Annotated in this window: 22 protein-coding genes; 11 read left to right on the forward strand and 11 right to left on the reverse strand. The window is 60.8% G+C overall.

Features of this window, described 5'->3' with window-relative positions:
* Window positions 1-22: 22 nt before the first annotated feature.
* The 5 genes from ACIY1O_RS05000 to ruvB all read left to right on the forward strand — a co-directional run bounded on the left by ACIY1O_RS05000 (window position 23) and on the right by ruvB (window position 4,242).
* Window positions 23-262 (forward strand): helix-turn-helix domain-containing protein, encoded by a 240-nt coding sequence (locus ACIY1O_RS05000; RefSeq protein WP_397473986.1) that lies wholly within the window; start codon window positions 23-25, stop codon window positions 260-262.
* A 27-nt stretch (window positions 263-289) separates the two neighbouring features.
* A complete protein-coding gene (purH, locus tag ACIY1O_RS05005) occupies window positions 290-1,885 on the forward strand; it encodes a bifunctional phosphoribosylaminoimidazolecarboxamide formyltransferase/IMP cyclohydrolase (RefSeq protein WP_397473987.1) in 1,596 nt (531 codons plus the stop codon).
* Between the two features lie 13 nt (window positions 1,886-1,898).
* Window positions 1,899-2,444: a crossover junction endodeoxyribonuclease RuvC gene (ruvC, locus tag ACIY1O_RS05010; protein WP_397473988.1), complete on the forward strand. Its 546-nt coding sequence runs from the start codon at window positions 1,899-1,901 to the stop codon at window positions 2,442-2,444.
* A 49-nt stretch (window positions 2,445-2,493) separates the two neighbouring features.
* Window positions 2,494-3,066 carry a Holliday junction branch migration protein RuvA gene (gene ruvA / locus ACIY1O_RS05015; protein WP_397473989.1) on the forward strand — a complete coding sequence of 191 codons (573 nt, stop codon included), beginning with the start codon at window positions 2,494-2,496 and terminating at the stop codon, window positions 3,064-3,066.
* A 108-nt stretch (window positions 3,067-3,174) separates the two neighbouring features.
* Window positions 3,175-4,242, forward strand: a complete 1,068-nt coding sequence (gene ruvB, locus ACIY1O_RS05020; RefSeq protein ID WP_397473990.1) for a Holliday junction branch migration DNA helicase RuvB — start codon at window positions 3,175-3,177, stop codon at window positions 4,240-4,242.
* Between the two features lie 52 nt (window positions 4,243-4,294).
* Here the strand turns inward: ruvB and ACIY1O_RS05025 are convergent, their stop codons facing one another.
* The 9 genes from ACIY1O_RS05025 to ACIY1O_RS05065 all read right to left on the reverse strand — a co-directional run bounded on the left by ACIY1O_RS05025 (window position 4,295) and on the right by ACIY1O_RS05065 (window position 16,548).
* Window positions 4,295-5,467: an ABC transporter substrate-binding protein gene (locus ACIY1O_RS05025; RefSeq protein WP_397474072.1), complete on the reverse strand. Its 1,173-nt coding sequence runs from the start codon at window positions 5,465-5,467 to the stop codon at window positions 4,295-4,297.
* Between the two features lie 117 nt (window positions 5,468-5,584).
* A complete protein-coding gene (locus tag ACIY1O_RS05030; RefSeq protein WP_397473991.1) occupies window positions 5,585-7,075 on the reverse strand; it encodes an aldehyde dehydrogenase family protein in 1,491 nt (496 codons plus the stop codon).
* Window positions 7,076-7,085: 10 nt separating this feature from the next.
* Window positions 7,086-8,069 (reverse strand): substrate-binding domain-containing protein, encoded by a 984-nt coding sequence (locus tag ACIY1O_RS05035; RefSeq protein WP_397473992.1) that lies wholly within the window; start codon window positions 8,067-8,069, stop codon window positions 7,086-7,088.
* A 7-nt stretch (window positions 8,070-8,076) separates the two neighbouring features.
* The gene (locus ACIY1O_RS05040; protein ID WP_397473993.1) at window positions 8,077-8,847 is read right to left on the reverse strand and encodes an SDR family NAD(P)-dependent oxidoreductase; all 771 of its coding nucleotides are present in this window, start codon (window positions 8,845-8,847) and stop codon (window positions 8,077-8,079) included.
* Window positions 8,848-8,849: 2 nt separating this feature from the next.
* Window positions 8,850-10,451, reverse strand: coding sequence for a phytoene desaturase family protein (locus ACIY1O_RS05045; protein ID WP_397473994.1), 1,602 nt, complete (start codon window positions 10,449-10,451; stop codon window positions 8,850-8,852).
* Between the two features lie 104 nt (window positions 10,452-10,555).
* The gene (locus tag ACIY1O_RS05050; protein WP_397473995.1) at window positions 10,556-11,482 is read right to left on the reverse strand and encodes a LysR family transcriptional regulator; all 927 of its coding nucleotides are present in this window, start codon (window positions 11,480-11,482) and stop codon (window positions 10,556-10,558) included.
* A 93-nt stretch (window positions 11,483-11,575) separates the two neighbouring features.
* A complete protein-coding gene (gene recQ, locus ACIY1O_RS05055; RefSeq protein ID WP_397473996.1) occupies window positions 11,576-13,417 on the reverse strand; it encodes a DNA helicase RecQ in 1,842 nt (613 codons plus the stop codon).
* A gap of 116 nt (window positions 13,418-13,533) precedes the next feature.
* Window positions 13,534-14,658, reverse strand: coding sequence for a fimbria/pilus outer membrane usher protein (locus ACIY1O_RS05060; RefSeq protein ID WP_397473997.1), 1,125 nt, complete (start codon window positions 14,656-14,658; stop codon window positions 13,534-13,536).
* A gap of 108 nt (window positions 14,659-14,766) precedes the next feature.
* On the reverse strand, window positions 14,767-16,548 hold the full coding sequence (locus tag ACIY1O_RS05065; RefSeq protein WP_397473998.1) for a ClcB-like voltage-gated chloride channel protein: 1,782 nt from the start codon (window positions 16,546-16,548) through the stop codon (window positions 14,767-14,769).
* Window positions 16,549-16,642: 94 nt separating this feature from the next.
* Between ACIY1O_RS05065 and ACIY1O_RS05070 the strand changes: the two genes are divergently transcribed.
* Window positions 16,643-17,344, forward strand: a complete 702-nt coding sequence (locus ACIY1O_RS05070; protein WP_397474073.1) for a response regulator — start codon at window positions 16,643-16,645, stop codon at window positions 17,342-17,344.
* Window positions 17,345-18,763: an ATP-binding protein gene (locus tag ACIY1O_RS05075; protein WP_397473999.1), complete on the forward strand. Its 1,419-nt coding sequence runs from the start codon at window positions 17,345-17,347 to the stop codon at window positions 18,761-18,763.
* A gap of 88 nt (window positions 18,764-18,851) precedes the next feature.
* On the opposite strand, the gene ACIY1O_RS05080 is transcribed toward ACIY1O_RS05075, so the two are convergent.
* Both ACIY1O_RS05080 and ACIY1O_RS05085 read right to left on the reverse strand, forming a co-directional pair.
* Window positions 18,852-19,910: a cytochrome d ubiquinol oxidase subunit II gene (locus ACIY1O_RS05080; protein ID WP_397474074.1), complete on the reverse strand. Its 1,059-nt coding sequence runs from the start codon at window positions 19,908-19,910 to the stop codon at window positions 18,852-18,854.
* Window positions 19,910-21,247, reverse strand: a complete 1,338-nt coding sequence (locus tag ACIY1O_RS05085) for a cytochrome ubiquinol oxidase subunit I (RefSeq protein ID WP_397474000.1) — start codon at window positions 21,245-21,247, stop codon at window positions 19,910-19,912. Before ACIY1O_RS05085 ends, ACIY1O_RS05080 begins: the two co-directional genes overlap by 1 nt.
* Window positions 21,248-21,356: 109 nt before the next feature.
* On the opposite strand from ACIY1O_RS05085, the gene ACIY1O_RS05090 reads away from it, so the two are divergent.
* The 4 genes from ACIY1O_RS05090 (at window position 21,357) to minE (ending at window position 25,133) form a co-directional block, all read left to right on the forward strand.
* On the forward strand, window positions 21,357-23,114 hold the full coding sequence (locus ACIY1O_RS05090; protein ID WP_397474001.1) for a glutamine--tRNA ligase/YqeY domain fusion protein: 1,758 nt from the start codon (window positions 21,357-21,359) through the stop codon (window positions 23,112-23,114).
* On the forward strand, window positions 23,114-23,941 hold the full coding sequence (minC, locus tag ACIY1O_RS05095) for a septum site-determining protein MinC (protein ID WP_397474002.1): 828 nt from the start codon (window positions 23,114-23,116) through the stop codon (window positions 23,939-23,941). The genes ACIY1O_RS05090 and minC overlap by 1 nt, the downstream gene beginning before the upstream one ends.
* Window positions 23,942-24,046: 105 nt before the next feature.
* Complete coding sequence (gene minD / locus ACIY1O_RS05100) at window positions 24,047-24,862, forward strand: septum site-determining protein MinD (RefSeq protein WP_397474003.1); 816 nt, start codon at window positions 24,047-24,049, stop codon at window positions 24,860-24,862.
* 1 nt (window position 24,863) lies between these two features.
* On the forward strand, window positions 24,864-25,133 hold the full coding sequence (gene minE / locus ACIY1O_RS05105) for a cell division topological specificity factor MinE (protein WP_397474004.1): 270 nt from the start codon (window positions 24,864-24,866) through the stop codon (window positions 25,131-25,133).
* The last annotated feature ends 126 nt before the right edge of the window (window positions 25,134-25,259 follow it).

A 25,259-nucleotide genomic window follows, 5' to 3' on the forward strand; every position in this document is an offset into this window, starting at 1 on the left:
CAAGAACAGTCAACTAATTACTATGAGCGTCATTAATCCTTTAGAGCAATGCGTGCGCGAAAGCCTTGAGCGCTATTTCTCCGACCTGGGCGGTTCTGAACCTCACGACATGCTGGCCATGGTCGTGCGATGCGTCGAGCGCCCCGTGCTTCAGGTAGCCCTCGAAAAAGCCAACGGAAACCAATCGCGCGCCGCCGAAATGCTGGGCATTACCCGCAGCACTCTGCGAAAGAAACTCCAGGCCCACGATATCCATCCCTGATTCTTCTTATCTACTTTCATTTTTCGCATGAACATCCAGACCGCCCTGCTTTCGGTTTCAGATAAAACCGGCATCGTTGAATTTGCCCAGGCTCTCGTCCAGCGCGGCATACGCCTGCTTTCCACCGGAGGCACGGCCAAACTGCTGTCGCAATCGGGCTTGGCGGTCATCGAGGTTGCCGAGCACACTGGCTCACCCGAGATTCTCGACGGGCGTGTCAAAACCCTGCATCCCAAGATTCATGGCGGCCTGCTGGCCCGCCGCGACAGCACCGACCACCTCACCACCATTGAAGAGCACGGCATCGACCGGATCGATCTGCTGGTCGTTAACCTGTATCCCTTTCGCGAGACCATCGCCAAACCTGATTGCAGCTTTGCCGACGCGGTCGAAAACATCGACATCGGCGGCCCCGCCATGCTGCGCGCCGCCGCCAAGAACCACGGCACCACCGAAGGCGGGGTCACGGTCGTGATCGACCCGCTCGATTACCCCCGCGTGCTGGCGGAAATCGACGGCCCCGCCGGCGAGCCCTCTTACGGCCTGCGCCTGGAACTGGCTGCCAAGGTGTACGCCCACACCGCCGCTTATGACGGCGCGATCGCGGCCTACCTCAGCAGTCTGGCCGAAGCCGAACCGGTCCAGCAAGCCAGCCCTGCGCGCGACGAATGGCCCGGTGTGCTCACGCTTCAAGTTCGACGCGAGCAAAGCCTGCGCTATGGCGAGAACCCCCATCAAACAGCCGCCTTCTATGTCGATGAGCCTCTGCACGCGGGGCTGCTTGGCAGCATGCGCCAACTGCAAGGCAAAGAGCTCTCGTACAACAACATCGCCGACGCAGACGCTGCCTGGGAGTGCGTACGCACCCTGCATGAGTGCGGCTGCGTCATCGTCAAGCACGCCAACCCTTGCGGCGTAGCGGTTGCCGACACGCCCGAACAAGCCTACCAAAAAGCCTATAAAACCGATCCCACCTCGGCTTTCGGCGGCATTATCGCCTTCAATCGGCCGGTCGACGTCGCCACGGCGCAGGCCATTACCTCGCAGCAATTCGTGGAAGTGCTGCTGGCGCCGGCCTACGATGCTGAAGCGCTCGAGGTCCTGGCCGCCAAGAAAAACGTACGCGTGCTTCAGATTCCCGCCGGCCAGGGCGGCAACGCCTTTGACATCAAGCGCGTGGGCGGCGGCTGGCTGGTGCAAACACCCGATGACCACCAGCTTACGCCCGCGGGCCTGAAGGTGGTCACCACCACAACTCCCACCGAACAACAAATTCAAGACCTCCTGTTCGCCTGGCATGTGGCAAAGTACGTCAAGTCAAACGCCATCGTATTTGCTGCTCAAGGCATGACGGTCGGCGTGGGCGCGGGGCAAATGAGCCGCATCGACTCCGCCCGCATCGCCTCGATCAAGGCCGACAACGCCGGCCTCAGCCTGGCCGGCACTGCGGTGGCGTCGGATGCCTTCTTCCCTTTCCGAGACGGCCTGGACGTAGTAGCCGAAGCCGGCGCCACCTGCGTCATCCAGCCTGGCGGCAGTGTGCGCGACGACGAAGTCATCGCGGCAGCCAACGAACGCGGCATCGCCATGGTGCTGACCGGCGTTCGGCACTTCCGCCACTAGGCGCGTGACACTGATGCGTATCCTTGGCATCGACCCCGGCCTGCGACGCACCGGCTTCGGTGTCATCGATGTCCACGGATCGCAATTGCACTATGTGGCCAGCGGAACCATCGTCGTTCCCAACGACGAGCCGCTGGCGCAGCGCCTGAAGGTCATACTGGACAACATCCGGGAGGTCGTGCGCGACACCTCGCCCACCGTCTCGGCGCTGGAAAAGGTCTTCGTCAACACCAACCCCACGTCGACGCTGTTGCTGGGCCAGGCCCGAGGCGCGGCCATGTGCGCACTGGCCGACCACGGGCTGCTGGTGCACGAATACACCGCGCTGCAGATAAAAAAATCAGTGGTCGGCAACGGGCATGCAGCCAAGGAGCAGGTTCAAGCCATGGTCCAGCACCTGCTGAAGCTTAACGGTGTACCATCAGCCGATTCAGCTGACGCCCTGGCTTGCGCCATCTGCCACGCTCACATCGGCCCGCTGGCCGACCGGCTTGCCCAGACGGCGGGCCTGCCCGCTAAAAGAGGGCTAAGACTACGCGCCGGCCGCTTGATCGGCTAGGCTATCAAACCAGTACGGTCGAGCCTCTCGGCCTTGCAAGGATGTATCAATGATAGGACGCATCTCCGGCACACTGCTGGAAAAAACCCCTCCCACCGTTTGCATAGACGTCGCCGGCGTCGGCTACGAGATCGACGTGCCCATGAGCACGCTCTACGACCTGCCCGAGAACGGCGCCCGCGTTTCGCTGTACACGCACTTGGCCGTGCGCGAAGACGCCCACGTTCTTTTTGGATTTCTAACCGCCCAGGAACGCTCTGCCTTTCGTTCACTCATCAAGGTAACCGGCATTGGCGCACGCACCGCGTTGGCAGTGCTATCCGGCATGTCGGTGCAAGACCTGGCCAACGCCATCACGCGCCAGGAAACCGCCCTGCTCACACGCGTGCCCGGCATCGGCAAAAAAACCGCGGAACGCCTGCTGCTGGAACTGCGCGGCAAGCTGGGCGCCGATCTGGATGTCGACGTCTCCCGCCCCGCCTCGGGCCGCGACGATATCCTGAATGCCTTGCTATCGCTGGGCTACTCGAGCAACGAATCGCAAGCGGCGCTCAAGGCCCTTCCCGAAGGCGTCGAAGTTGCCGAGGGTATTCGCCTTGCCCTGAAGTCTTTGTCGCGCTGACGCGATCTGCGCACCCGGAACTGAGCGCAACGCGGCCGATCAAGACACGGGCCGGCCGCCGCCCTGGTGTACGATTGCCATTGACTCCCCTTCTTTTCCATAACGCCCATGGCCATCCATTCCGATTCGCTTTCAGGCGAAGCGCCTTCCGAACGTATTGTTACGCCACGCAGCGCCTCACCCAACGAAGAATCCATCGAGCGCGCGCTGCGTCCGCGCCTGCTGGATGAATACGTGGGGCAGCAGCGCGTGCGCGAACAACTTGAAATTTTCATCGCCGCCTCGAGAAAGCGCAACGAGTCGCTTGATCATGTGTTGCTGTTCGGGCCGCCGGGCTTGGGCAAGACCACCCTGGCCCACATCATCGCGCACGAAATGGGAGTGCAATTACGTCAGACATCCGGCCCTGTTCTGGAACGCCCCGGCGACCTGGCCGCGCTACTGACCAATCTCGAACGCAACGATGTGCTGTTCATCGACGAAATCCACCGGCTGTCGCCCGTCGTTGAAGAAATCCTGTACCCGGCCTTAGAAGATTTCCAGATAGATATCCTGATCGGCGAAGGCCCCGCCGCACGCAGCGTCAAGCTTGACCTGCAGCCGTTCACCCTGGTGGGCGCAACAACCCGCGCAGGCATGCTGACCAATCCCTTGCGAGACCGCTTCGGCATTGTGTCGCGCCTGGAGTTCTATAGTTCCGAAGAATTGGCGCGCATTGTCACGCGCAGCGCACACCTGCTCAACGTGGCCATCACGCCTGAGGGCGCCCAGGAAATCGCCCGCCGTTCACGCGGCACGCCACGCATCGCAAACCGCCTGCTGCGGCGGGTGCGCGACTATGCCGAGGTGAAAGCCGACGGGCGCATCGACACACCAACCGCCGGCGCTGCGCTTGCCATGCTTGATGTCGACCCTCAAGGTCTCGATGTCATGGACCGCAAGCTTCTTGAAGCCATTGTGCACAAATTTGACGGAGGCCCGGTGGGCGTCGACAGCCTGGCGGCCGCCATTGGCGAAGAGCGGGACACGATCGAGGATGTCATCGAGCCTTACTTGATTCAACACGGGTACCTGCAGCGCACCCCGCGCGGGCGCATCGCGACGCAGACCACGTGGCGGCATCTTGGGCTAACGGCTCCCACCGGCGGCTCCGGCACGCCCGAGCTGTTCGATTGAACAGCAAAACTCACGCGGGCGAACCGAAGCTTATAAGACCGTAACAGCAGGATTAATCCATCTTGCACTCGGTGTGGTAGGGGTCGGTAAGATCTTCCACAATCCTGCCTACCGGCGCGTAGTCAAGTTTGCCCGCGTCGTTGCGTTCGACCTTGACCAAATACCAATCCTGGATAGGGTACTGGTTGGTGTTGAACTTGAACTTGCCTCGGACACTTTCAAAGTCGGCCTTGCGCAAGGCATCGCGGAATGCATCCGCTTGCCCCTTGATGTCGCCGTTCACGACCTTGAGTGCGGATGCGATCAGGCGTGCAGTATCGTATGAAGTGGCCGCATATACCGTCGGACGCCGGCCATACTCCTCTTCGAAAGCCTTGACGAAAGCTCGGCTTGCGTCGTTGTCCTGCTCGGCCGTCCACTGTGTACTGAGATAAAAGCCTTCGCCGGCATCACCCGTGGCGGCCAGCATGCGGTCGTCCATCGAGTACAAGGTGGTAACCATCTTGATGGTGTCCTTCATGCCTGAATTGGCGAGCTGTTTGGCGAAGTTGATCCCCGCACCGCCCGGCATGAACTCAAAGATCGCATCGGGTTGCAACGACCGGATGCGCGCCAACTCGACGGAAAAATCCGACTGATCGAGCTTGGTATAGATCTCGGCGACGATCTCACCCTCGTAGGAACGCTTGAACGCAGTGAGCGCATCGCGTCCCGCCTGATAGCCGGGGGCCAGGATCACTACTTTCTTGATGCCCATATCGTTTGCCGCCAAGGCGGCGGCATCGCCGAAGGCGTCGTTCTGCATGGCCACCGAGAAAAAGTTGCGGTGACATCCCTTGCCGGCAAAATTGGACGGCCCGGCATTCAAGCTGACATAGAAAGCATCTTCTTTGACAACCGACGGCACGACCGCAATGAGCACGTTGGAGAAGTTGACCCCCGTGAACAGGCGTACACCTTCCTGCAGCATTTTCTCGGCTGACTGCTTGCCGGTGGCCGGTTTAAGGCCATCGTCCTCTATCAGCAGGCGCACTGGTACGCCACCGAGCTTACCGCCTTCTTGCTTGACTGCCAGGCTGAAGCCATCGCGTTCGTCTTCGCCGATGTAGCCGGCGGGCGTCGACAGTGTGGTGATGAAGCCGATCTCGACCGGCTCTTGCGCATGCGCCATCGCCGCCGCCGCCGCAAATGCCAACCCCGCGCCCATTTTTTTCAGGTGTTGCATATACATATACGTCTCCTATTATGTTTTAGACGGCATGCGTGGCAGCCTACCCCCAAGATGGGACTATCGCCGCAGCATGCCGGGTCCATCCACACACTTGCATACACCGCCCTGCCATCACGCTAAGTTGATGTTTACATTCTTCAGGCGGGTATGTTCCAACAACTCCTCCAATGATTCTTCTTTACCGAAGCCGGATTGCTTGAAGCCGCCAAAGGGCGCCCCCAAAAAGTGCCGGGACACATCGTTTATCCATACGTAGCCGGCATCGACACGCTGGCTTGCCCGCATTGCGGTTTTCAGATCGTTGCTCCAGATCGAAGCAGTCAACCCATACTCGACGCCATTCACGGCTCTGAACAGATCTTCTTCGTCCGACCACGACAGCACGGACATGACCGGCCCGAAGACCTCTTCGCGGGCGACCCGCATCTTGCTGTGCACATTGGCCAAGATGGTCGGCAGATAAAAATATCCGCCCGCAAGCGCCTCGTCGTCGGGAATGCGGCCCCCCGCGATTACTTCGGCGCCCTCACCCACGGCTTCAGTGACGAAACCCGCCACCGCATCCAGATGCGGGCGGCTGATCAGCGCGCCCATGCGCGTATCCCAATCGAGGGACAAGCCCGGCGCCGTGCCTTCGACGAGCCGGCTCATGCGTTGAATGACTTCGTCGTGGATGCGCTCGTGCAGGAACACGCGGCTGGTCGAGCCGCAAGACTGCCCTGCCCAGGTGAAGTTCATACCCGCAATCGCCGCCTGTGCCACCTTGTCTGCATCCACATCCGGCCAGGCCATCAGCGCGTTCTTGCCGCCCAGCTCGAGGCCCACGGGTGTCAATCGCTTCGACGCCGTTTCCATGACCTTTCGGCCGGTTTGGACAGAGCCTACAAGCCCCACCTTGGAAATGAGCGGATGCCCCACGAGGGCGGCGCCGACCTCTGGACCGCCGGTCATGATATTGAAGACGCCGGCCGGCAACAGGCCATGCCACAGCTCGGCAAGCTTCAGGCAGGACAAGGGCGCCTGGTCGGGCGCCTTGATGACCAGGGCATTTCCGGCTGCAAGCGGCGCCGCGGCCCGCATCGCGGCGAACATAAGCGGATGGTTGTAAGGGATGATGCGCAAGCACACCCCCAAGGGTTCGCGCACCGTCATGTTGATGCGCCCGGGCCCCATGGGAATCGTGTCACCCTTGGTTTCTTGCACGAGGCCGCTGAAGTACTCGAGCCCGGAAGCGGCGAGCTCGACGTCGCCAACCATGGCGCTGACGGGGTTGCCGCAATCAGCCGCGTCTATCATGGCCAGTTCAAGCGCGTTGTCACGCAGGATGCGGGCGGCTTCGCGCAGCACACGCCCACGCTCAAAAGGAGGTACATCCTTCCAGACAGAAAAGCCGGCATGGGCGGCGTTCACGGCCGCGTCGACATCCCCCACGCCGGCAAGCGCCACATGCCCGAGGCCGCGGCCGTCGGAAGGCGAAGCAAGAGCCATTTCGCCCCGCTCGCCATCATGCCAGTCGCCGCCATAATAAAGGCGGCGTCGACTGGGCAAAACGGCCTCAAGCGACATTCCGACATAGCGCTCGCGCAAATCGGCCTTCGGCATTGCTTTACTCCTAGATCTTGAACTGCTGCAGCGAACCCCGATGGAAAACCTCTTCCAGGGCAAGCTTGCGTTGCGACAAGCCTTGCTCATGATGATAGGTCAACATGGCTTCGAGCGTCTTGATGTTTTTTTCGACACCATACGGCCAAGGTTCTTCACCCATTACGGATCGCGTGAATTCAGCCTCTTGATTCAGCCAAGGCAGGCTGGTCGCCAAAGCAGTCGTGTCGTCCAGGCTCGGTAGCGCCAAGGCCCGCGCCTGCATGAATGCCTTCATGGTACTGGCCGCCAGCCAGGGGTGCTTCTGCACCAGGGATTTCCGGATGCCCACCACGTGCATGATGGGAAAAATGCCGGTCTTCTTGAAATACTCTGCTTCAACCGAACGAGAGTCCGGAAACAGGCGACCCACATGCTGGCATTTACTCTGGAAGCAGGACGGCGCACGCGGCGCCAGGATGGCATCGATCGCGCCCATCGCAAGTTGGCCCGACAAGGGCAGGTTTTCGGCAGGCGTTATTTCCACCCCCGGCGGACAGTCCAGATGCACTTTTTCGTGCCGCCCAAGCTCCTCGACTCCACCGACCACCCAACTGATGTCGGAAGGTGGAATGCCATATTCGTGTTGCAGTATCCCCCTTCCCCAGACCGCTGCCGTCACCTGATATTCAGGCACACCCACACGTTTGCCGCGCAAATCGCCGGGTTGTGCCACTCGATCTGTACGCACATAGAACCCCGAATGGCGAAACGCGCGCGACACGAACGCCGGGATGGCGACATATTCGCATTCTCCCCGGGCAGTCTGCATCAAATAGGTGGAGAACGACAGCTCCGCCACGTCGAACTCATGCTGGGTGAACACACGAAAAAAGGTTTCTTCCGGCGTGAGAGGCACGGCAGTGACCTGACACCCCTCGATACCCACCCTTCCGTCCAGCAGTGCAGCCGTCCTGTCATAACGGCCGCAAACCAAAGACACATTGATCATCATCGCTCTCTTAAGAATGGGTCGCACCGCCGTCCACCGTAATGGACTGGCCAGTGATGAAACCGGACGAATCGGACGCCAGAAACAGCATCACGCCCACCAGGTCTTGCGGCACTTGTCCTCGCGGTATGCACTGCATGGCCACGATGCGCGACTTGGCTTCGGGCGTCACGGTTTCGCGCTCAATACCTGTATCCACCGAGCCCGGCAACACGGCATTGACGGTGACTGAGTGCGGCCCAAGCTCTCGCGCCATGGAGCGGCTCATGCCGACCAGCCCTGCTTTGGACGCGATGTAGTGAAGATAGTTGGGGCGGCCGAGAGTCACCGCACCCGACGCTATGTTGATAATTCTTCCGCCGCCCTTCTCGCGCATGATGGGCGCGAAGTGCTTCGCGCATAAAAACGGGCCGGTCAGGTTGACCTTGAGCACTTTGTCCCAGACTTCCAGCTCGATTTCATCGAAGGGCTGCATCTTCAGGGTTGAAAACAAGGCGGCATTATTGACCAGAACATCCACCCCGCCATGGCTTTGCTGAAGGTCTCGCGATAGTTCCAGAACCTGTCTTTCTTGGGTTACGTCAAGTGCGGCCCCGCTCACTTCCAGCCCCTGTCCGGACAGCCTCGCCGCCAGGGCGGACACGGCTGGTTCCTGTATGTCTGCGGCCACGACGCGCGCACCGGCCAGAGCAAACGCTTCAACCAGGGTCGCCCCTATTCCTTGGCCGCCCCCCGTCACCAGTACCGTCTTGCCTTGCAGATTTGTCGGCTCGAAATCCATGCTTAACCTCCCAGTGACGCCAGACGCGCCCGCAGATCATCGGTTTCCCACCACTTCTTGATGCCCAACTCGTCTGCGACAAGGCCGGCGACGATATAACCGGCGCCTCCCGAGATCGCACCGCCGGGATGGGTGGCGGAGCCCGCCATGTAAAGGCCTTCAATAGGGGTTCTGTAGCCGAAATGCCTGTCCATGACTTGGTCGCCTGACAAGGCGCCCATGAAGATATCGCCGTTACGCATATTGGGCAGTTCCTGCACATACTCGTGCGAAGTGTAGGTGTACTTGCCCAGAATATTGTCGCGCGTCATATTGGGGCAGTACTCGGCCCATCGATCGATGATCTTCTCGGTGAACTCGCGTTTGAAATCGTCAAAACCCTGTCCGCCCAGATCGGGCTGGTGCGGCATGACATGCCACGCGTAGGTGACATGCTTGCCCTTGGGAGCCAAGGTCGGATCCAGCACACTGAGCGGCCCGGCGCCGAACTGGATGACTTCAGGCACTTTGTTGAGCTTCACGTCTTCGTGAGCGGAGTTCAATTCCTCCATGGTGTCCGCCCCGATGCTCCATTTCTGGGTCAGGCGGATGTTGGGATCAAAGCTTTCGGCGGCAAAGCGCGGCATCTCGTTCAATGCCAGATGCAGGCCGAACAGCGTCCAAGTCGTGTACTTGAAACCCTCTACCTTTTGTCGCATGGCTTCGGGCAACTGGTCGCGCCCTATGAATTTCTCGAAAGTCTGATGAACGTCCACCGTCGAGGCGACAAAGCTCGACGCCTTGGCCTTGCGGCCATCGGCGCATTCGATCCCCGTGGCTCGCCCGTTCTCGATCACGATGCGCTCTATCTCGCATTGGTTCCAGTATGTGCCGCCGGCTTCGAGGAAGCGCTCCATGAGGCCGCGGGCCAGGTTGTAGCTTCCGCCCTTGCACAATTGGTAGCCGGTCGTCAGGTCGAACGCGCGGATCACCGACCCCATCGGAGACGTCTTGTTCAAGGTGTCCGTCAGCCATGTGCCGAACAAGGAAACCTTGAACAGGAACAGCAGGCGCACATGTTCGTTCTCGAACAGTTCCTCGACCACTTCCAGAGGCTGGCGGCCGCATACATCCAGGAATTCGCGTCCCAGTGCGTGACGCCCGAGCAGCGCTTCGCGCTCAGCGGCCGGCAAAGGCTCGGCATAGCGCTCTGGCAGAAAGACTTCCGTCGTGATTCGTTCGGCCTTCTCGTTCCACTCGCGGAAAGTGGCGGCGTCTTTCTTGGAGAAGCGGGCGATGTTGGCTACTGTTTCTTCGAGATCACGCCCGAAAACCAGGGCGGAACCATCCCGGTGCGCCTGACCCAGCTCGTACCGGGGCGTTATATAGGGCACTTTCTCGCTCAATTGCAGGTCGCGGTACCAGGGCGTGTGCTCTATATGAAAATGATTGATCGAATGCAAGTTGTGATAGAAGCCCGGCAGGGTCGCCTCTACCGTGCTTAAGCCACCACCATAATGCAGCCGCCGTTCGGTCAGCAGGGTCTTCAGCCCCGCCTTTGCCATATAGGTCGCGAGTATAAGGCCATGGTGTCCGGCCCCGATCACAATTGCATCGTAGGTCATGCTGTCCCCCTTTATGAATGATCTTTGCTACACCATCATAGGAACGGCGACCCGCCGGAGCAATGCCCTTTTACCTTTAAGAGATATAGCTTTTTCCTATATCTTCATTTGGGCAACGCCCAATTGCTCAAGCCCGTTTCTATCCTGTCCGCGACAATCCGCCTGATGATGCGCGCCACCTCCAGCTCCGCCGCGGCGAGGCTGCGTCGTGAGGAATAAATCAAGCACATCTGGCGCGCAAGCTCGGGATCAGAGATAGGCCTGGCGGCGATACGTCCGGCCTTCACGCCATCGGCCACTGCGGAATACGGCAAGATCGACACGCCAAGTCCCGCCTCCACCAGGCTGCTGATGACATTGACCGATTCCACCACGTGTGACCAGATTGGCTTGAGGCCAATGCGCAATCCGCAACTGACCAATCGTTGGGAAAGCTCGTGGTTGACCGGCGGCAGCAATAGAGGCAAATGCAGGAAGCTTTCGGCGCCGATCGGCTCATCTGCCGCCAAGGGATGTCCTGGCGCTGTGCATAAGTAGAACCGTTCCGTGGCCAGCGTCTCGCCTCGTACGCCTTCCGTAAAAGCCGGGCTGAAAGACAGCGCCAGATCAAGCTCTTCATGCCTCACGCGGTCCATGAGTTTGCTGCTCAGCGCTTCGACGATCACAAAGCTGATCCGAGGATAAGCCTTGACGGTTTCGCCCAGAATAGGTGCGGCCAGGGGATAAGCCGCCGAAACCGTCAGCCCCAACCGCACTGTGCCGAAGACTTCCCCGGCCATCGAGCGGGTGGTTCGCGCAAGGTCCTCTGATTCGGCCATGAGTGCGCGCGCCCTCTGCAAAAAGCGAGCCCCCGCCGGGGTAGGACGAGTTCCCCGGGCTGTGCGCTCGAGCAGCCTGACGCCCAGTTCGGTCTCCAGTGATTTTATCTGTGCGCTCAGGGAAGGTTGGGCAATAAGCAGGCGTTGGGAAGCGGCGCTAAAGCTTCCTGAATCGGCAATGGCAATGAAGTATCTGAGTTGACGCAGTTCCATCGGGCCCATCCGGTTGAACGGTCGCGCCATGCCTGAAACCAGCGCGACAACTCCGCCAGCTTAGCAAAATACGGGCAACGCCACGGACCGCTGCTAGGCAGCCCCGACGCAGCGCAGCAGGTCTTCGCCATAGGCCTCGCGCTTGCGCACGCCCACACCGCTGATCTGCGCGAGCTCTTCGAGGCTTTGAGGACAGTTCAAAGCCACCTCGCGCAGGGTCGAGTCATGGAAAATCACATACGCCGGCACCCCGTGGCTGCGCGCCGTCTCGGCCCGCCAGCTGCGCAGAGCCTCAAAGCGCTCCTGCGCCTCGGGCGGCAACACGATGTCGGCGCTGCGGCTGCGTGAAGCGCCGGATTTGGATCCCGAGCGGGACGACCGCGCCTTCTTTTCCGGCTCGCGGCGAAACATCAGCGTCGTTTCGCCCTTCAAGACCGCCCTGCTGCCGTCCGTCAAGGCCAGCGTGCCGTAGCCCTCGCTGTCCACCGCCAGCAAGCTCTGTGCGAGCAACTGCCGCAGCACCCCTCGCCAGGCTTGCTCGGACAAGTCGGCCCCTACACCAAACACCGATAAACTTTGATGATCGTACTGCTGGACGCGATCGGTTTGCTTGCCTCTCAGAATGTCGATCAAATGGCCCGCGCCAAACCGCTGGCCGCGCTCTCGCCACAGCCGATACACCGCAGACAAGATTTTTTGCGCCGCCACCGTTCCGTCCCAGGCCTCGGGCGGTTCAAGACAGGTATCGCAATTGCCGCAAGGCGCTATCGCCTGGTCGAAATAAGCCAGCAGGCGCTGGCGGCGGCAGGTTACGGTTTCGCACAACCCCAGCATCGCATCCAGTTGCGCTCCAAGCCGGCGCCGAAAGACATCTTCTCCGGGAGACTCCTCGATCATGCGTCGCTGCTGCACGACGTCTTGCAGGCCGTAAGCCAGCCATGCCGTGGCCGGCTGACCATCGCGCCCCGCACGGCCTGTTTCCTGGTAATAGCCCTCGACGGACTTGGGCAGGTCGATATGCGCGACGAAACGTACGTCTGGCTTGTCGATTCCCATGCCGAAGGCAATCGTGGCCACCATGACCTGGCCTTCTTCGCGCAGAAAACGGGATTGATTATCGGCCCGCACGGCGGCGCTCAGGCCGGCGTGATAAGGCAGCGCCTCGATGCCGTTCTTGCACAAGAACTCGGCCGTCTCATCGACCCGCGCACGCGACAGGCAGTAGACAATGCCGCAGTCGCCCATGTGTTCGGCTTGTATGAAGGCCAGCAACTGCCGGCGCACTTCGTTTTTCTCGACGATGCGATACCGTATGTTGGGCCTGTCGAAGCTGGAGACGAAATGGCGGGCATCCGTCAGCCTGAGCCGCTGTGCGATTTCGCGCCGGGTCTCTGTGGTGGCCGTGGCGGTCAGCGCAATGCGCGGTACCGTGGGCCAGCGCTCGGCCAAGATCGACAGTTGCAAATATTCAGGGCGAAAGTCGTGTCCCCATTGCGAAACGCAATGCGCCTCGTCGATGGCAAACAAGGCCACTTGGCCTTCCGACAGCAACTCGAGGCAGCGATCGGTCAACAGGCGCTCTGGGGCGATATACAGCAGGTCAAGCTCACCTGATAGAAATGCTTGCTCCACCTCGCGCGCCTCGCGCCAATCTTGGGTGGAATTGAGAAAAGCCGCCTTGACGCCAAGCTCGAGCAGGGCGTCCACCTGGTTCTGCATCAACGCGATCAAGGGAGAGATGACAACACCCACCCCCGCGCGCATCAGGGCGGGAATCTGGTAGCACAACGATTTTCCGCCGCCCGTGGGCATCAGGACGAGGGCGTCGCCCCCGCCATGGACGTGCTCGATGACGTCCTGCTGGTCTCCTCGGAACGAGTCGTAGCCAAAAACCTGCTGAAGGACGTCTAGGGAACCGGAAAGAAGAGAAGACATGCGATGGGGATTGGCGTATCGATACCAGAAAAGCGATGACACCGATGCATGACCAATTGGTTGCGCACCGGACGGACAAGGCATTTTAGCCCTTTGGGCCTGTACTCGCGGGCAGCCTACTGAATAGGCAAGGACAGCTCGAGGCCCAAGCCGTAATCCCCCGTGAGGTGCTCGCGCTGGGCGCTGACGGACACTCGCAGGTTGGGGCTGTACCAAAACTGCTGACCCACCACGAACTGCTGCTTCAAGGGCGCAGCCGGCGAAGCAACGCGCTCGTAGCTTCCGCGCAAGGTGCCCCAGCGCCCTAAAGCTATGCTGGTTGAGACAAGATTGCGGCTCTGCCCCGAGTCGGCCTGGAAACCCGTGTAGTTGCCAAGGTCGGAAAAACCGCCGCTACGCTGCTCGTTAAGCCATGACAACTTGACATCGTCCAGCAGGCTAACGTCATACCCTACACGATAACGCCACCCGTCGTTAAGATCATGGGTCGCTTTTGCCACACCGCCCCGCCACGCGCCCCATGGCGTCGAATACAGGCCTCCTATACCTGCCGTTACCATATCGGGAGCCCACTGCATCTGCGTCTCGAGGGTCAGGTCGGAATCGATGCCGTAACGGACCACAACGTCGCTGGCGCCGGCGCCGTATGTCAGTGCGCCCGAAGAAGCTGCGGCGTCGGTGTAATTGAGGGCGCCCAACACCACCCCATACTGCCAATTGTTTTCAGGGACCGCGGCATCGGTCAGCGAGCGCGTCAGAGCCACACCACCCAATCGCGCACCGCCGCCCCATATGAATCCACGCGGCGCGTAACTGCCTAATGTGAGATCGGCGCCGTCGCCGCCCGTATAACGCCAGTTTTCGGCGCCCAATACCCAAGTGTCGGACGATGTCAGCGAGGATAGTGTCAAGGGATCACGGCCCGAGGAACCGGCAATGCCGTAGCCGCGATAGGGCTTGAGGCCCTGGCTATAGGACCAGTCAGCCAAACGAGCGCCGGCCTCGTCGGGCGCCGGGGCAAACAGCGACGCGCGCAGCCCCTCGCCGGCATCCACACCCTGCTCGACGTCGGGGGGCGGCAGAGGCAGCGGCACGGGAGCGGCGACAGTGCCGGTCTCGACAGGGAATACACGAGCCGGCGCCAAATCGCGAAACTCGGCTGCCAAGGCGGCTCCGAAACCCAGAAGGCAGCCCGGCAACACGACCGTCACCGCTGTTGTCAGCCATTTGCCACAAAACATCACGCGCCCGCTCACCCCTTACATATGGCTTTGCCCCCCGCACAGCCGCCAGGCGCTGGAAGCAATGCCAGGAAAGCAGCGCCCCCCGCCCGGTGTGTGGCGCCAGCCTTACCGGCGCCCGTGCGTGACTTCAGCCAGAACATCCGCGCTTGCATCCAGCGAACGTTTGAGCGCCGAGTACTTTTCGAGCAGGGCGGACTTGTAGACGACCCCTTGCAACCGGGGCTGTTCGTCGCGGCTGACCACGGGCAGGCGCTCGCCTTTGAACTGGACAAAGACATCTTGTGCCTCGTCCAGGCCCATATCCGGATGAAGAGGCGTAAGAAAATCATAACGAACAACGTCGCCCGCCACCCGGCTTTGCATATCGGCCTGCGTCATCAGCAAGCTGGTCAGATCCCGCTGGGCAACAACACCCTGATAGATGTTGTCTTGGTCGACCACATAAAGGTATCTGACCGGATATTCCATGAACATCTGCAGAGCTTCCTTGACGGGAGTGTCTACGGTAACGACTGTTTCCGCGGGCCTGACCAGTTCGTTCAGACGCAGGTGGCGCAACCCCCGTCTAAGGACAAGGTCGCGCTCACGAGTGAGCGTAACATCGTACATGGCCACCTGGGCCACCGCTCTGGAAACAAAATATGCCAAAACGCAAGCCACCATCAGCGGCAGGACCAGCTGATAACTGACTGTCATCTCGAAAATCATGACGATGGCCATCAACGGCGCGCCAGTGGCGGCGCCCAGGAAAGCGCCCATGCCCACCAGTATGAACAGATAGAGCGACACGCCCACCTCGGGCCAGATGCCCAAGACCATTTTCCCGAAGCAGGCGCCAAACGCCGCCCCCACCAGCAATGCTGGGGTGAACACCCCGCCGACCGCGCCCGAACCGACGGTAAAGGCGGTGGCCACCACTTTCAATAACAAAATCGCCAGCAGCGCCTGCCAGGTCCAGGCCTCGTGGAGCATGGATGTCACGACACTGAAACCATTGCCGGCCACCTGTGGATAAGAAATAAGCAAGAGACCGACCAGCAACCCGCCGATTCCGAGACGCACAGGCATAGGCAGGCCGGTTTGCTGGAACATGGCGCGCGCAAGCCCAAGAAAGCGCAGGAACTGCGGCGCCAGCACGCCGGCAAGCAGGCCCAGCACCACGAAAGGCAGTATTTGGCCCGCCCCTATTTGCATCAAGCCCTCGATGGGATAAACAACATGATAGTGGCCCACTGCCCGCATGGTCAGGTTGGCGAAGGCTGCGGAAATCAACAAAGGGCCCACGCTTTGTATTGCCATGGCTCCCAGGACGATCTCGGCGACAAACAGCGCACCCGCCACTGGCGCGCCATACGCCGCCGAGACACCGCCCGCCGCCCCGCATGCGACCAGCAGCCGCAAGCGCGCAGTGTCCATTTTTACGGTTCGGCCCACGATGGACGCCCCCATGGCGCCCAGGTGCACCATGGCGCCCTCGCGGCCGATGGAACCGCCTGACGTCACCGTGAACAAAGAAGAGAGGGAACGAAGCAAGCCTTGACCAATGGCCAGGCGGCCATCGCCAATAGCCACCGCCTCCATATAGTCGGAACTGGCATGGGAACCTCGTTTCTCGGACCAATAAAGCAGGCAGCCCGCCAATACCCCGCCCGCCGCCGGAAGAAGCAGTCGCCCATACCATGGCAAGCCCTGCATGGTTTGAACCACCGAGCCGCTATGCCCGCCGGCCAATGAAAGAATGAAGTGCATGGCCCGGTAGAAGGCCAGGGTAGCCAAAGCCGCCAGCACGCCGGCCAACGCCGCCCAGAACAGCATGGCCGGCAGATCAGACAGCCAGGCACGGCCCCTGAAGCGGCTGAAAGGCGAGTCGACAGGAGAAAGGCTCATGAATGGTATCGAACGGGACCAGAGATACGTGGGTTATTTCAATCAGTTTCGGATGCTTGCCAGCGGCCCTTCCTGTGGGCAAACTGGCGGCACCATGGAAAAAACTCACACCAAAGTGCTGGTGGTGGACGATGACCCGGCCTTACGGCAATTGCTGGCCGACTATCTCAACCGCCACGGCTATGATACCTTGCTTGCACCCGACGGCGCCGACCTCGAAAGCCGCATCGAGCGCTACAACCCCGACCTCATCGTACTTGACCGCATGATGCCCGACGGAGACGGCGCCGAGGCCTGCCGACGCCTGCGCCGGCAAGGCGAAGACATCCCTGTCATCCTGCTTACAGGTCGCGATGAAACTGTCGATCGAGTCATTGGCCTCGAAGCCGGCGCCGACGACTATCTGGGCAAGCCTTTCGACCCGCGCGAGCTTCTGGCGCGCATCGAGGCGGTGCTGCGCCGTAAAAAAGGGGCGTCAGCCTTCATCAAGGGAAAGCCCGTCGAGTTCGGCCCCTTCATTTTCGACCCGGCCACCCGCCAACTTACGCGCGACCAAGTCCTTATCAAACTGACGGGCGGCGAAGTCAACCTGCTCGAGGCCCTGGTGTCCAATCCAGGCAAGCCCCTTTCGCGCGACCGCCTGCTGGCTCTGGCTCGCGACGACGAAGAAGGCGAGCGTAACGACCGAGCCATCGATATCGCCGTCTTGCGACTGCGCCGCGCCATTGAAGACGATCCCAAGCAGCCGCGCTGGATACAGACAGTCTGGGGTGTGGGCTATCGGTTTTCCCCCTGAATGACCATGTTGCGGCGCTTCATTCCGCGGTCGCTACGCGCGCGACTCATCCTGCTGACACTAGGCACCATTCTGCTTGTGCAGGCCGGCACCATGGCTTCCGTCAGCCATTTTCGCAACCAGTTCACCGAGACCGTCACGATAGAAATCGTCTCGACCACGATACGGACGCTGCGCGCCGCCCTGGCCGAGATCCCGGCCGAACAGCGGGCCGACTTCGTGCGCGACGCTTCACGCAACGAATGGCGGCTATGGACCCGCACCCTGCCGTCCGAAGCCGAGCTCGAGCGACGGCCACGCCACTCCGCGCACGAATACCGGCACTCGGGCGACCATGCGCGCCAAGCCGGGCAGCCTCCGCCGCACGACGATCTGCGTCGCGATCTGCGCAAGCTTGTCGACACCCTGAATCTCCGGCTGGACGACGGAACCCGCGTCGCACTGTCGCGCGGCCCTACGCCCCGAATCTACGTATCGCTGCAAACCGAGAAGCACACCGACGCCGACGCCCTGGCCACCCGTGAATGGCTGGTCATCCCGCTGGACAAGCTCTCCCCGCCTGTTGCAACGCCTTTGGTCGCGATCTGGCTGGCCGGCATGGGCGTCATCTTGCTAATTTCGGCGGCGTTCTCGTGGCATATCACCCGGCCGCTTACCCGGCTTGCCAAGGCGGCCGACCAGCTTGCGGCAGGCCAGCCTCAACGAGTCGTGCCCGCCGGCCCAAGTGAAACGCGCGCGCTCGGAGAACGATTCAACGCCATGCTCGACGCGCTGAACGAGTCGGACGCCGTCCGGCGCACGCTGTTGGCCGGCCTGCCGCACGACCTGAAAGGCCCCCTGTCCCGCATGTGGTTGCGCATCGAGATGATCGACGAGGCGCCGCTCAAGGAAGGCCTGCGCCACGACCTGAAGGATATGCAACGCATGGTCGACCAGTTCATCGGTTTCGTGCGCGGCACCGATCCCGCCAACTACCGCTTCACCATGCTTGACTTGGGCCAGTGGCTGCAAGAACACGTAGCCACCTGGGAAAGCGCCGGCAGCGACGTTCGCATTCTAGAGCCCATACCGCAAGGCATAAGGCTTCATGCCGACAGCTTTGCCCTGGGGCGATTGCTGGACAACCTCATCACCAATGCCATGAATTACGCTGCGCCACCCATAGACATTGAATTGACCGCCACCGCCTCGCACGCCGTCATCACCGTCTCGGACCACGGCCCGGGCATTTTGTCTGAACGCCGCACCGAGGCCCTGCGCCCGTTTTCGCGGCTGGACGACGCGCGCACCCTGACCGGGTCCGTCGGCCTGGGCCTGGCTTTGTGTAATTCGATCGCACTGGCCCATGGCGGCAGCCTGTCGCTGGACGAGGCAAAGTCAGGGGGCTTGAAAGTGACGGTAAGCCTTCCGCTGGCGTAGAAAATCCGCCCGCAGCATGGAATGCGCCGGCATGAAAAAATCGTTTGCGGCAACACGCCGGCCAGGCCCGCATGCGGGCCTGGCCGCGTCATGCATCGATGCGCTTCAGCTCGGGTGGCTCAGGCGCGCGTGACAAGCCGAACATGCGCCAATAAACCCAGATATTGAAAATCAGGGCGACCGGAAGGGCCACGACGCAGGCGGCCAAGATCAAGCGTAAAGAGTCGACCGATGCAGCCGCGTCCCAAATGGTGATGTCGTCCAGCACCAGGTATGGGAAAAAGCTGTAAAACATACCGCCCAAGACCACCAGAAACGTCAGCAAAGTTGCCAGAAAAGGCAGCAGGGTCGCGCGGTCGCTATGTGTGACCATTCGCTGAAGGCTGAGCTCGATCGTCACGAAACACAGCAGCAACACGAACCACAGCACGGCGACCATTGTCCATTGCGGACCGTCGCTCCATTTCAAAAACACGCCGGTATTGGCAAACGCCAGCACCACCGATACGGCGACAGCACCGGCCGCCGTCCAGCGAACGGCGCGCCGGCCCCAGAATATCGCCTTCAGGCGCAACGCGCCCTGTTCCCTCATGATGAGCCAGGCCGCGCCCAAGAGGCAATAGGCCGCCAGACAACAAATGGCCACGAAGACGCCAAAGACGAGATAGCCGTCGCCGCTGCGGTAGGCAACCACCAGGCGCGCAAGAAGCAAGCCATGAGCCACAGCCGTGGCGAGCGAGCCCAGCCCGAACCCGATGATCCATCGCTGCTGCATGCCCGCTGGCGCACGCAGCCGAAATTCGAACGAGACCGACCGCAGCAACACCCCCAGCGCCAGCAGGCACAGCGGAAGGTAGAGCTGCCCCATGATGGCGCCCCAGGCATTGGGGAAGGCCGCGACGAAGACGCCAAGCCCCAGGAAAAGCCAAAACTCATTGGCGTCTCGCCACGGGCCAAGCAAGGACATCATGCGCGGCCGCAAGGAGGGCGGCGCAAAGAGGGTGAGACACCCAACGCCAATGTCGAACCCATCGAGAACCACTGCCGCGACAATGATGCAGAACAACAGCCCCATGAAAACCAGGGGCATCCAGAATGCGGGGTCTTCGGCGCTGAACCCCAGCAATTGAACCAGTGTGTCGACGATCATGCCCTGCCCCTTCGCCTGGCAACCGGCACCACGCCATACTGCACGCCATGGCGCAACAGGTGGATGAAGCCCGCCATCAGCAGCACATACACCATCAGGTGCGCGACGATGCCAATCAACAGGTGGACCGGCGCGGTGGAGCCGACCACTTCCAGGAAAGTAACCGTATGGTTGACCACGAACGGCGCCAAGCCCGCCAGCACGTGGCAAAGCACTGCCACCCCGGCCACCCAGCCCAGAAAAGTCAGGCTCGAGAAAAATATGCGCCACGCAGGCGGCATATCGCCGTGTTCGATATATTTGCGGCGCATACACCATAATGCGCCGCAGGCCGCAGCCACCATGGCAAGCGCAACGGCCAAAGTCAGGCGAAAGGACCAGAAAGTAAGCGCCACCGGGGGGTGCATTCCCGAAAAATGATCAAGGCCCAGCAGTCGCCCTGTTTCGTCCCGACCCAGCCATTTTCCACCCGCGTGTGACCAAGCGATCAGGCCGCTCGTCTGGGCACGCCTCTCGTCAGGCCAGCCGAACAACGCCAGATCGGGCTGCGAGCCGCCGTGCCAATAGGCTGCGGTCGCCGCAGCTTTGGCAGGTTGATGATCGGCCACCATTTTGCCGTAGCCCGTGATGGCCACCGCGTACACCAGCACAGCCGCCAGGCCAATGACGGCGCCGGTTCGAAACACATGGACGGCACTGCCGTCTGCAGGCAAGGACGAAGCCCTGCGAGCGATCACACCGAGCATGACGAATGCCACTGTCAAACCTGAGGCGGCAACCAATAACAGGAAGATCCATCCCACGGAAGGATTGAGCACGACTTCGTACCAATTGATGACAAAATACTTGCCATTGAGAAAGCCGACGCCTGCCGGGGTTTGCATCCACGACAATAGCGCCACGGCCCAGAAAACAGCCAATGAGGTACCCAAAGCCACCATCAGCACCACCGCGGTATGAGCCGCATCGGACAGCCCCCGCTGGCCGAACAGCATGGCGCCCATGAAGCATGACTTGACGATGAAAGTGGTAAGAATGGCTCCCGCCAACAGCGGCCCGGCCACGTCTCCGATACGGTCCAACAGGCCTGGCCAGAGGCTGCCTATCTGTATAAGCACCGGCACGGCTGCCGCAAGCGCCAGAATTGCTGCCAGCGCATACACGCGAACCCAGAACCGGTATGCCAATACCCATGTGTTGTCTTGGGCCAAGTGGTTGGCGGCCTTGAACAGCAGCAACACCCAGGCAAGGCCGAGTTCCAGCAGGAGGAACAGCAACAGGAAGCCCAGGCTGGTGAGGAATTGAACCTGTGAAAGCCAGACGGTGGTATTCATAGCCCGCTAGTTTAGAGCCTGAATAGCGATTTTGTGTACCGAAGCGAGCAAATTAATGCGAACATGGCAAAATGCTTACTTTGCTTGATTTTCTGCCTTATCTGGACCCATGACCGCTGCTTCGACCCCTTCCACCTCTAATTTCCTTCGCACCATCATCGAACGCGACCTTGACGAAGGCCGCCACGCCAGCAAGCTCTGGGCGGGCCGTCCCGGGCCCGCCAGTGTCCAACAAGAGGGCCAGGTCGACACCGCCCGCATCCGCACACGCTTTCCGCCCGAGCCGAATGGCTATCTGCACATCGGCCATGCCAAAAGCATCTGCATCAACTTCGGCTTGGCAAACGACTACCAGGGCGCCTGCCATCTGCGCTTCGATGATACCAACCCCGAGAAAGAAGAGGCGGAATATGTCGAAGCCATTATCGAGGCGGTAAAGTGGCTGGGTTTCGACTGGCAATATCAAGACGAAGACAACCAGTACTACGCCAGCGATTATTTCGGCTTCATGTTCGAATTCGCCTGCGCCCTGATCGAGTCGGGCGACGCCTATGTGGATGAGCAGTCGCCCGAGCAAATGCGCACCGCTCGCGGCACCCTTACCGAAAAAGGCGTCGATTCGCCGTGGCGCAACCGGCCCGCGGCCGAATCGCTCGCCCTGTTCCACGAAATGCGGGCAGGCAAGCATCCCGACGGCAGTATGGCCCTGCGCGCCAGGATAGACATGGGGTCGCCCAATATGAACATGCGCGATCCAGTTCTGTACCGCATCCGGCACACGCCCCATCATCGCACCGGAAGCGACTGGTGCATCTACCCCATGTACACCTGGGCCCATCCTCTTGAGGATGCCCTCGAAACCATTACCCATAGTTTCTGCACGCTCGAGTTCGAAGACCAGCGCCCCTTCTACGAATGGACGCTCGACAAATTGGCCGACCTTGGCCATTTGCGTCGTCCGCTGCCCCAGCAGATCGAATTCGCTCGCCTGCATCTTAGCTATGTGGTCACCAGCAAACGCAAGCTGCTCGAGCTGGTCCGCGGCGGACACGTCGCCGGCTGGGACGATCCACGCATGCCCACGCTGGCGGGCTTGCGGCGGCGCGGTTATACGCCGGCATCCATCCGGCTGTTCTGCGAACGCCTCGGGGTGTCCAAGGCCGATTCACGCATCGACTACAGCGTGCTCGAGCAAGCGCTGCGCGACGATCTCGACCCCAAGGCCGAACGTCGCGTCGCCGTCCTCGATCCGGTCAAACTTGTCATCACCAATTACCCCGAAGGCCAAAGCGAGCTTTGCCACGCACCCCGCAATCCGCATGACCCCGAAGCGGGCCGCCGAGAATTCCATTTCTCGCGCGAGCTCTGGATCGAGCGCGACGATTTCCGCGAAGACCCGCCCAAGAAGTATTTCAGGCTGTTCCCGGGCAACACCGTCAGGCTTAAATACGGCTATGTCGTCCAATGCACAGGTTGCGTCAAGGATGCCGACGGCCGCGTCACTGAAGTACACGCCGAATACCTGCCCGACACGAAAAGCGGTACGCCGGGCGCCGATTCGGTCAAGGTCAAGGGCAATATCACCTGGATCAGCGTGGACCACGCTGTTGCGGCAGAGGTCCGTCTTTACGACCGCCTGTTCTCCGACCCTCATCCCGACAGCGCCGACAAGAATTTCCTCGACGCCCTGAACCCAAATTCCTTCCATACCGTACAGGCGTGGCTCGAGCCGGGCATCCAGGCCTCTCCCGAAAGCTTCTGGCAATTCGAACGACTTGGCTATTTCGTGGCCGACCGTTACGATTCCACCATCGAACGCCCGGTGCTGAACCGCAGCACCACGTTGCGCGACGCTTGGGTTAAATAATGAGTAAATCCACCCCGACACAGAAAGACGCCGCGAAGGATCTCGCCGGCGGCACCACCAAAGGTCCGGCGGCGCTAGACTTCAAAAGCGCGGCGCTCTATGCGCTTAGAGTCGTTCTGCACAGTGCCGACACGTCCGAGCTCCAGGCCGCGCTTGACCGCCGCATGAACGACGCGGGCTCGTTCTTCGAGAATGAGCCCGTGGTCATCGACGCTTCCGGCATTGAAGGCGCAATCGATTGGCCCCCCCTGCTTCAATCATTGCGCGATCATTCCCTGCATCCCATCGGGGTTGTGGCCGAAGGGGCCCTCCTGGAGGCAGCGCGCGCCAACGGGCTTGCCGAGGTCGATCTATCAAGCCCGCCTGCTCGTCCACCCAGCACGCCGGCCCCGGAGGCTGACGTTCCCGTGGTGGCGCCCTCCTCGTCGGCTGCGGCGCCCGAACAGGACGCCGACGATACACCGCCCGCACCCGCCGTAGCGCCGGCCGCCATGATCATCAACCGTCAGCTACGTTCGGGCCAGCGCGTCTATGCTCGAGACACCGACCTGATCATCATCGGCGTGGTCAGCCAGGGCGCCGAAGTCATTGCAGACGGCAACATCCACGTCTACGGCCCCTTGCGCGGCAAAGCCATGGCCGGCGCCCGCGGCGATTCAAGCGCCCGCATATTCACCACCCAGCTCGACCCCGAGCTGGTGGCCATCGCCGGGGTCTATCGGGTCATTGAGACCAAACTCGACGACGAGCTGCACAACCAGGCGGCCATCGTGCAGCTTGAAGACGAGACATTACGCATCACCGCACTGAACGCCAAGGCGGGGTGACAAGTTTTGTTGCCAAGCCTTTATTCAATTAACGCCAAGTCACGGCAATCGGACGCAGTTTTGCTTTACGATTACGGGATTTATAACTAGAGGAACTCAACCATCATGACACGCATCGTTGTGGTGACATCCGGAAAAGGCGGTGTGGGAAAAACCACCACCAGCGCCAGCTTTTCGGCCGGTCTGGCCATGCGCGGCCACAAAACCGTTGTCATTGATTTTGACGTCGGGCTGCGCAATCTCGACCTGATCATGGGTTGTGAACGCCGGGTCGTTTACGACTTCGTCAACGTCATCCAGGGCGAAGCTACCCTCAACCAAGCGCTGATCCGCGACAAACAGCTCGAGAACCTCTTTATCCTGCCGGCGTCTCAAACGCGCGACAAAGAGGCGCTGACCCAGGAAGGCGTCGAAAAAACGCTTAACGATCTTAAGGAAATGGGGTTCGAGTACATTGTGTGCGACTCGCCCGCAGGCATTGAAACCGGCGCGCTCATGGCCTCGTACTTTGCCGACGACGCCATTGTGGTCACCAACCCCGAAGTGTCTTCGGTTCGAGATTCAGACCGTATACTGGGCATACTGTCGGCCAAGTCTCATCGGGCGGTCAGCAGCCAAGAACCCATTAAAGAGTATCTGCTGCTTACCCGCTACCATCCCAAGCGCGTGGCCGACGGCGAAATGCTGTCGCTGCAAGACGTGGAGGACATCCTGCGCATCAAACTGATCGGCGTCATCCCAGAATCCGAATCCGTGTTGCAGGCCTCCAATCAGGGTATCCCGGCCATCCACATCCGCGAGAGCGATGTCGCCGTGGCCTATAAAGACGTCGTGGCGCGCTACTTGGGCGAAGAAATTCCCCTGCGCTTTGTCGACTACGAGAAACCGGGCCTGTTCAAGCGCCTTTTCGGAGGCAAGTAATATGTCGTTCCTGTCTTTCTTACTCGGACAAAAGAAAACCTCGGCCAGCGTGGCCAAAGACCGCCTGCAGCTCATACTTATTAACGAACGCGGCACGGGCAACGGTCCCGACTACCTGCCTCAGTTGCAGAAAGAACTTGTCGAAGTCATCTCACGCTACGTGAAGATCAGCCCCGACGACATCAAGGTCAATCTCGACCGTCAAAACTCGCTTGAAGTGCTGGAAGTCAAGATAGAGATGCCGCAGCCGGGCGCTGACGCCACAACCTGAACACCCCGAGAAGTAAATAGCTTAAAAGCCGGCCCATGGGCCGGCTTTTTTACGTCTTGTATTCCTTACCCGCAAAACCGACGCACGGGTGAAAACTAGGGAAATCCATAATGACTAGAAATTAAT

The organism is Pusillimonas sp. (assembly GCF_044464525.1).
Taxonomy (GTDB): Bacteria; Pseudomonadota; Gammaproteobacteria; order Burkholderiales; family Burkholderiaceae_B; genus Pusillimonas.